The sequence below is a fragment of the Streptomyces sp. NPDC033845 genome (assembly GCF_055576225.1).
In genome coordinates this window covers 103,347-110,298 of the sequence record NZ_JBVIRI010000021.1, presented here as the reverse complement: position 1 = coordinate 110,298, position 6,952 = coordinate 103,347, and the positions used below count along the sequence as shown (strand labels likewise).

Annotated in this window: 6 protein-coding genes; 3 read left to right on the top strand and 3 right to left on the bottom strand. The window is 73.8% G+C overall.

The window, feature by feature from the left end:
• Positions 1-94: 94 nt before the first annotated feature.
• Positions 95-460 carry a hypothetical protein gene (locus ACZ50K_RS31485; RefSeq protein ID WP_468909338.1) on the bottom strand — a complete coding sequence of 122 codons (366 nt, stop codon included), beginning with the start codon at positions 458-460 and terminating at the stop codon, positions 95-97.
• Between the two features lie 189 nt (positions 461-649).
• Between ACZ50K_RS31485 and ACZ50K_RS31480 the strand changes: the two genes are divergently transcribed.
• On the top strand, positions 650-2,086 hold the full coding sequence (locus ACZ50K_RS31480; RefSeq protein ID WP_468909335.1) for an NAD(P)/FAD-dependent oxidoreductase: 1,437 nt from the start codon (positions 650-652) through the stop codon (positions 2,084-2,086).
• 58 nt (positions 2,087-2,144) lie between these two features.
• On the opposite strand, the gene ACZ50K_RS31475 is transcribed toward ACZ50K_RS31480, so the two are convergent.
• Positions 2,145-3,716: an oleate hydratase gene (locus ACZ50K_RS31475; RefSeq protein WP_468909333.1), complete on the bottom strand. Its 1,572-nt coding sequence runs from the start codon at positions 3,714-3,716 to the stop codon at positions 2,145-2,147.
• 205 nt (positions 3,717-3,921) lie between these two features.
• Here ACZ50K_RS31475 and ACZ50K_RS31470 point away from each other — a divergent pair, with 205 nt between their 5' ends.
• Together ACZ50K_RS31470 and ACZ50K_RS31465 are read left to right on the top strand one after the other, a co-directional pair.
• Positions 3,922-4,914, top strand: a complete 993-nt coding sequence (locus ACZ50K_RS31470; RefSeq protein WP_468909330.1) for a GlxA family transcriptional regulator — start codon at positions 3,922-3,924, stop codon at positions 4,912-4,914.
• A 107-nt stretch (positions 4,915-5,021) separates the two neighbouring features.
• The gene (locus ACZ50K_RS31465; protein WP_468909327.1) at positions 5,022-5,645 is read left to right on the top strand and encodes a cysteine hydrolase family protein; all 624 of its coding nucleotides are present in this window, start codon (positions 5,022-5,024) and stop codon (positions 5,643-5,645) included.
• A gap of 28 nt (positions 5,646-5,673) precedes the next feature.
• Here the strand turns inward: ACZ50K_RS31465 and ACZ50K_RS31460 are convergent, their stop codons facing one another.
• Entirely contained in the window at positions 5,674-6,933 is a 1,260-nt protein-coding gene (locus tag ACZ50K_RS31460) for an MFS transporter (protein ID WP_468909325.1), read from the bottom strand.
• Positions 6,934-6,952 lie beyond the last annotated feature (19 nt).

The window sequence follows — 6,952 nt, the reverse complement described above, 5'->3', positions numbered from 1 at the left end:
GCCACCCGGCCTACTACCCCACCCCGTATGTGATCTGGCTCCTATGGGACGCCTCACCCCCACCACCCCCCGAACTCACCCAGGGTGAGCGCCCCTATGCGTCCGTGAACAGGTCGGCGCGGGTTCCGTCGAGGACGAGGCCGTTGTCCAGGCGGACCCGGACCGTGACGGCGGGGCCCCGGTTCCGGTGGTCGGTCCATTCCGGTTCCAGCGCGGCCACCCGCTCCTCCAGCTGCTTCCTGGATTCCGCGGGCATGGTGTGCCCGTAGGAGTCGAGGAGGGACTTCAGGCGCTCGTACTCACGGACCGCCTCCGGCTGGTGGTCGTCCACCACCACCCGCTCGACGGTCCCCCCGGTGCCCGCCGCCAGCGACAGGGACCCGCCGAAGGGGCTGTCCTCCGCTTCGATCAGGGTGGTCTCCGTCGCCAGGCGTACGCGCCGGCCTTCGGTCGGGTTCATCGCTCGCTGCGTCCTTCGGTTCGATCGGGGCGGTCAGCGGCCAGCTTCGCAGAGACCACACGCCGGCAGACCGGCAGACCGGCAGACCGGCAGACCGGCAGACCGGCCGGAGCATCGTCCAAGGGCGGCGGGCGGTCGCGTGACGACTTTCCGGTGTACCCGGGCCACCGAACCGACGATCATTGGCGCATGGCTGAGAATGCACCCTCCGACGGGCCCTCCCGGGCCCCGTCCGCCCGCGTCGGCGCCGAGCGGCACCCGACGGCCGGGCGGACCGGCGGGGCTTCCCGCGCCGTGGTCCTCGGCGGCGGACTCGCGGGCGCGCTGGCCGCGGCCGCCCTCGCGCCGTACGTACCGGAGGTGCTGCTCCTCGAACGGGACGGGCTCCCGCCCTCGCCTACGGCCCCCCGGCCGCCCCGGGCCGCCCACGCGCACCTGCTGTGGTCGGGCGGTGCCGAAGCCGTCGAGGAACTGCTCCCGGGCACGCTCCGGACCTGGTCGGAAGCCGGGGCGCACCGGATGGCGGTCCCGGACGGGATGCTCGGGCACGCGCCCTCGGGCTGGTACCGGCGGCGGGCCGGGACCCGGTACGTGATCGGGGCGAGCCGGGACCTGATCGACCGGGGGGTGCGGGCGGGGGTACTGGCCCTGCCGAACGTACGGGTGCGGACCGGGGTGCGGGCGGTGGGTCTGCTGGGCGACCGGGGCCGGGTCCGCGGGGTGCGGGTGCTGGACCCGGAGGGCCGGCCGGAGGTGGTGGAGGCGGTGCTGGTGGTGGATGCCGGCGGCCGTGCGTCCCGGGCCCCTCGGTGGCTGGAAGAGATCGGTGGGCCATGGATCCGGGAGACCGTGGTCGACGCGGGGGTGCTCCACGCCAGCCGCCGCTACCGGGCCCCCGCGGGGGCCGGGCGGGACTGGCCGGCGGGGCCGGTGGTGCACGTCCGGGCGGATGCCCGGTCGGGGGTGCCGGGGCGGGTGGCGACCGTGGTCCCGGTCGAGGGCGGGCAGTGGAACGTCAGCCTGTCGGGCCCCGTGTACGGACATCCGGACGGGCAGGCGGACGGGTCCGCCTACGGAGATCCGGACGGGTACGCGCACGGACATCCGGACGGGCAGGCGGTCGGGCGGCGGGAGTTGTTCGAGGAGTTCGCGCGGGGCGTGCGGCATCCGCTGGCCGCCGAGTTCCTGGCCCGGGCCGAGCCGGTCGGCGAGGTGACCGTGTCCGCCCGTACGGCCAACCGGCGCCGGCACTTCGAGGCGGCCCGGATGCCCGCCGGTTTCGTGGTGCTGGGCGATGCCGCGACGCGTCTGAACCCCGTCTACGCGCACGGGGCGTCATCGGCGGCGCTCGGTGCCGGGGCGCTGCGCGCGGTGGCGGCGGTCTGCCCGGTGGGCGGGGCGCGGTTCGCGGCGCGGGCGCAGAGGGCGATCGCCCGGCCCGCCTCGGCCGCCTGGGCGCTGGCCGTGGGGCAGGACCGTTTGCATCCGGGGGTGACGGGGCGGGCGCCGGGCTTCGCGGAGCGGCTGGCCGCACGGTACGTGCGCCGGCTGGAGGAGACGGCGGCCGGGGTCCTGGAGCGCGAGCCGCGGCGCTCGGCGGAGCCGACCGGCCGCGGCCACCCGTGAACCGGCCGACGGGCGGCCGCGCCCGGTGCGCTCCGGTTGGCGCGCGGCCGTGGTGCGGTCAGCGGCGGTGCAGGGTCCGGAGGGCGTCGACGAGCACCCTGGGGTCGTGCTGCCCCTTGTAGACGGGCGGCGGCCGGTGGTCCGGGCCGAGGCCGAGGAGTCCGGCCACCGCGGTCCACGCGGTGCGGACGGAGTACTCGACGGTGAAGACCACGTCGTCGGGGACCTCCGCGTACTGGCCGATGAAGGCCAGGTTGGTCGAGCCCTCGGGGACGACCTGGGGGCGGTCCCCGGCCGAACGCACCAGGAACTGGCTGGTGATGTAGGGCATCAGGGCGGGGATGACGGTCGATCCTTCGAGGATCTGCTCGGGCTGCTCGAACCGCAGGTGGCCCAGGACCTCTTCCAGGATCTCCCGGCCGGTGCACCGGTCCATGGGCTTGCGGACGAAGTCGCCCTCGCGGTCGGGGAAGAGGGCGTAGCCCCACCAGACGAAGGTGTCCTCGGGCTGGTCGCGGAAGTGCGGCTGGTGGTTGAGGACGATGGTGAGGAGCCAGGCGGAGTCCTTGAAGGTGATCAGGCCGCCCTTGCCGGCCTCGCTGCCGCTGAACTCCTGCATCAGTTTGAAGAAGGTCGGGTCCTTGGTGGTGACGGTGAAGGATTCCCAGGTCGAGTCCCGTACCGAGCCGTGGAAGACGGAAGGGTTGCCGAGTCCGGGCCGTTTGGCGGCGAGGGTCTCCCACAGGGCCCAGGAACCGGCGGAGCGCGAGGTGTCGAGGACCGGGGCGGTGCGGGTGTCGCCGAGGGTGGAGTCGGCGGTCATCGAGCCGTTGGTGACCATCACGAGGTCCCCGGGGCCCACCGGGGTCTCGCCGGTCCGCCCGTCGTGCTCCCAGTGGAGGGCTTCCACGGTGAGGGCCTCGCCGGCGGCGAGCCGGAGGTCGGTGACCCGGGTGCCGAGCCGTACGGTCACGCCCTGCCCGGTGAGCCATTCCAGGAGCGGGCGGACGATGGAGTCGTACTGGTTGAAGCGGGTGCGGTAGATCCCCGACATGGTGTCGAAGGTCTTGAAGAGGTGGACGAACCGGTTGAGGTAGCGGCGGAACTCGATGGCGCTGTGCCACGGTTCGAAGGCGAAGGTGGTGCACCACATCCACCAGAAGTTGGTGGTGAAGAACTCCTCGCCGAAGCAGTCGGTGATGCGTTTGCCGTCGAGCAGGCGCTCCGGGGTGGCGAGGATCTTGACGAGTTCCAGGCGGTCCCGTTCGGAGAAGGTCATCGCGTGGGCGTCGACGATCCGGCCCTCGCCGTCGACGAGGCGGGCGTGGTCGTCCCAGGCGAAGTCCTCGTGGAAGGCGAAGGTGTCCTCGGTGACGGACCTGGCGGGGTCGTCCAGGGAGGGGATCGACCGGAGGAGGTCGTAGGTGCACTCGAAGTGGATCTCGAACATGCGGCCGCCGCGCATGGTGTAGCCGGTCTCGGGGGAGCCGGCGGCGTCCAGGCTGCCGCCCTCGCGGTCCTGTTCCTCCAGGATGACGATGTCCCGGCCGTCGAAGCCGCCCTCGCGGATCAGGAGTGCCGCCGCGGCGAGCGAGGCGATCCCGCTCCCGACCAGATGGGCCTTGGGCATGCCGGTACCTCTCTCTGCGCTCTCTGCCGCTTCCTGCCACCAGGAGGGCTCCTGCGCGGGCGGGCTCGACAGTACCCATTCGTAGCGGTATGCCGGATCAGGACGCGCTTGGCCCCGGCTCCCGGATGTGATCTCCGGGCGCGGTGTCCGGATGTGACAGATGGCTGTCATTGCGGCCATCGCGGGGGCTGGGGAGGATGGGGTCATGCCCCTCTCCCACCGGGTCGTCATCGCGGTCTTCCCCGATGTCGACCTCCTCGACGTCACCGGTCCGGCCGAGGTCTTCTCCCTGGCCAACCTGCAGACGGGCGGCCGGGCCGGGTACGAGGTGAGCCTGGCCGGGCCGGAGGGAGGGGTGGTGCGGACCTCGGCGGGGGTCCGGCTGGTGACCGACCTGTCGTTCGCGGAGGTCGGCCGGCAGGTGGACACCCTGCTGGTGCCGGGGGCCGTGGAGCCGACCGGGAACGGGCCGCGGGCCCGGATCGACGAGGGGGTGGTGGCGTGGGTGAAGGAGACCGCGCCGCACGCCCGCCGGGTGGCCTCGGTGTGCGTGGGCGCCCATCTGCTGGCGGCGGCCGGGCTGCTGGAGGGGAAGACGGCGACCACCCACTGGTCGACCGCCGCCCAGCTGGCCGGCGACCACCCGGAGATCACCGTTGATCCGGATCCGATCTTCGTCCGCGCCGATCGGGGGCGGTTGTGGACGGGGGCCGGGATCAGTGCCTGTCTGGATCTGGCACTGGCCCTGGTGGCCGAGGACCAGGGCGAGGAAGTGGCCCTGGCGGTGGCCCGCAACCTGGTGATGTACCTGAAGCGGCAGGGCGGGCAGAGCCAGTTCTCCGTACCGCTCAGCCGCCCGGCGTCCACCCGCCGTGACATCGACGAGCTGCGGCTGTGGATCGCGGACCATCTCCACGAGGACCTGTCCGCGGAGGTGCTGGCGGCCCGGATGTGCCTGAGCGAACGGCATTTCGCCCGGGTGTTCAAGCAGGAGACGGGCTCCGGCGCGGCCGCGTACGTGGAGGCGGCCCGGGTCGAGGTGGCCCGGCGGCTGCTGGAGGGCACCGACGATCCCCTCGCCCAGGTGGCGGGGGCGGCCGGGCTGGGATCGGTGGAGACCCTGCACCGGGCCTTCCGGCGGCAGCTCTCCATCAGTCCGGCCGCCTACCGGCGCCGCTTCCGCACCGGCCTCACCTGACACAGGTGACACAGGTGACACACGGTCACTGAATCCTTCTGAACGCGCAGATGGCGTGCGGGGGTCCCCCCGGCATGCCCCCATCCCTGACGAGAGGTGTTTTTCCCATGAGCACGAACCAGTCTTCCGCCACGCTCCGCGAGGTCTTCGGCCTGGGCGGCGAGCCGGCCCGGCTGAGCGAGTCCGTCCTGATCCTCATCGACTTCCAGGAGACCTACCGCGGCGGGGTGATGGCCCTCGAAGGAGTCGAGGAGGCCCTCGCCGCCGGACGCCGGCTGCTGGAACGGGCCCGGGCCGCCGGGATCCCCGTCGTCCATGTGCAGAACGACGGCGGCGAGGGCAGCGCGTACGACATCCGGGGCGCGAGCGGCGCCATCAGCCCCGAGGTCGCCCCGCTGGACGGGGAGCCGGTGGTGGTGAAGTCCTTCCCCGACTCCTTCCACCTCACCGAGCTGGAGAAGACCCTGGACGGCCTCGGGGCCGGTGCGGGCAGCGGGAAGCACCTGGTCCTGGCCGGGCTGATGACCCACATGTGCGTCAACTACACCGCCCAGGGCGCCTTCAACCGCGGCTACCGGCCGACCGTGGTCGCCGAGGCCACCGCCACCCGGGCGCTGACCGCGCCGGACGGATCCGTGGTGGCCGCCGCCGCGCTGCACACCGCCGCGCTCACCACGATCGGGGACCTGTTCGCGGTGGTGGTCCCGACGGTCGACGGCCTGCCCGACTGACCAGGGCGGCCGCCGCCCGGTCGGCCCGTCACGGCCGGGCGGGGCCGGCCGGAGCGGGGCGGCGGGTGAGGAGGTAGCCGAGCGCGGCGCCGATCAGGACGGCCATGCAGCCGATGAAGACCAGACCGGCGCCGTCCAGGCCGAGCGGGGCGGTGAGCAGCCCGACTCCGATCACCGGGAGCGAGATCCCGGTGTAGGCCACGATGAACAGGGTCGAGATGACGGCGGCGCGCTGCGCGGCGGGGGAGGCGGCGGCGACGGCGGTGAGGGCGCCCCGGAAGGCGAGGCCCTGGCCGAAGCCGCCCACCAGCGCGCTGGCGATGACCAGGGCGAGCTGGTCCCAGTGCAGGGCGCCGGCGAGCAGGGCGAGACCGGCCAGCAGGAAGCCGCAGCCGAGGGGGAGGGACCGGGGGCCGCCGGTACGGCCCGGGCGGGGGGCGTCGGCGCGGCCGGCCGCGATCTGGCCGGCGGTGGAGGCGAAGAAGGCGAGGGCGACCACGGAGCCGCTGAGGGCGTGGTTGTCGATGTGCAGGGAGTCGGCGAGGAAGGCCGGGCTGACGGCGGTGAAGACCCCGAACAGCGCGAACCCGCCGAAGGAGGCGAGGGCGGCCGGGCCGAAGACCGAGCGGACCTGGGCGGGCAGCGCCGGGCGCTGGGGGCGTACGGCGCTGAAGGGGCGGGGGTCACGGACGGTCTCCGGCAGCCGGAGCAGGACCGCGGCGGCGGCCGCGACCAGGACGAGGTGCACGGCGAAGGGCAGCACGAGGGGGTCGGGGGCGTACTGGGCGAGCAGCCCGGCCAGCAGGGGTCCGCAGCCGAGGCCGCCCATGTTGGCGGCGGTGGCGATGAGGACGACGGCCGGGGCGGGTCCGTCGCCGTCGCCGTTCCTGGGGCCGAGGTCCAGGACGTAGGCGGTGGCGGCGCCGGTGACCAGTCCGGCGGAGACACCGGACATCAGCCGGCCCGCGTAGAGCCAGCCGAGGGCGGTGGCGGCGAGGAAGCAGACGGCGCTGGCGGCCGCGAAGGCCAGGCCCCAGAAGAGCACGGGGCGGCGGCCGACGGTGTCGGAGGCGTTGCCCGCGAGGAGCAGCATGCCGATGACCGCGAAGGCGTACACGGCGTACACCACGGTCACGGTGAGTTCGGAGAACCCGAACTCCTGCTGGTAGAGGCCGTAGAGGGGGGTCGGGAGGGTGGTGCCCGCCATGCAGGTGGCGAACACCGCCCCGCCGAGCAGGGATGGGCGCCAGCCGCGCCGCCGGTCCTCGTCCTCGCTGTGGGCGTCCATGGGGCCGACGGTAGCTCCG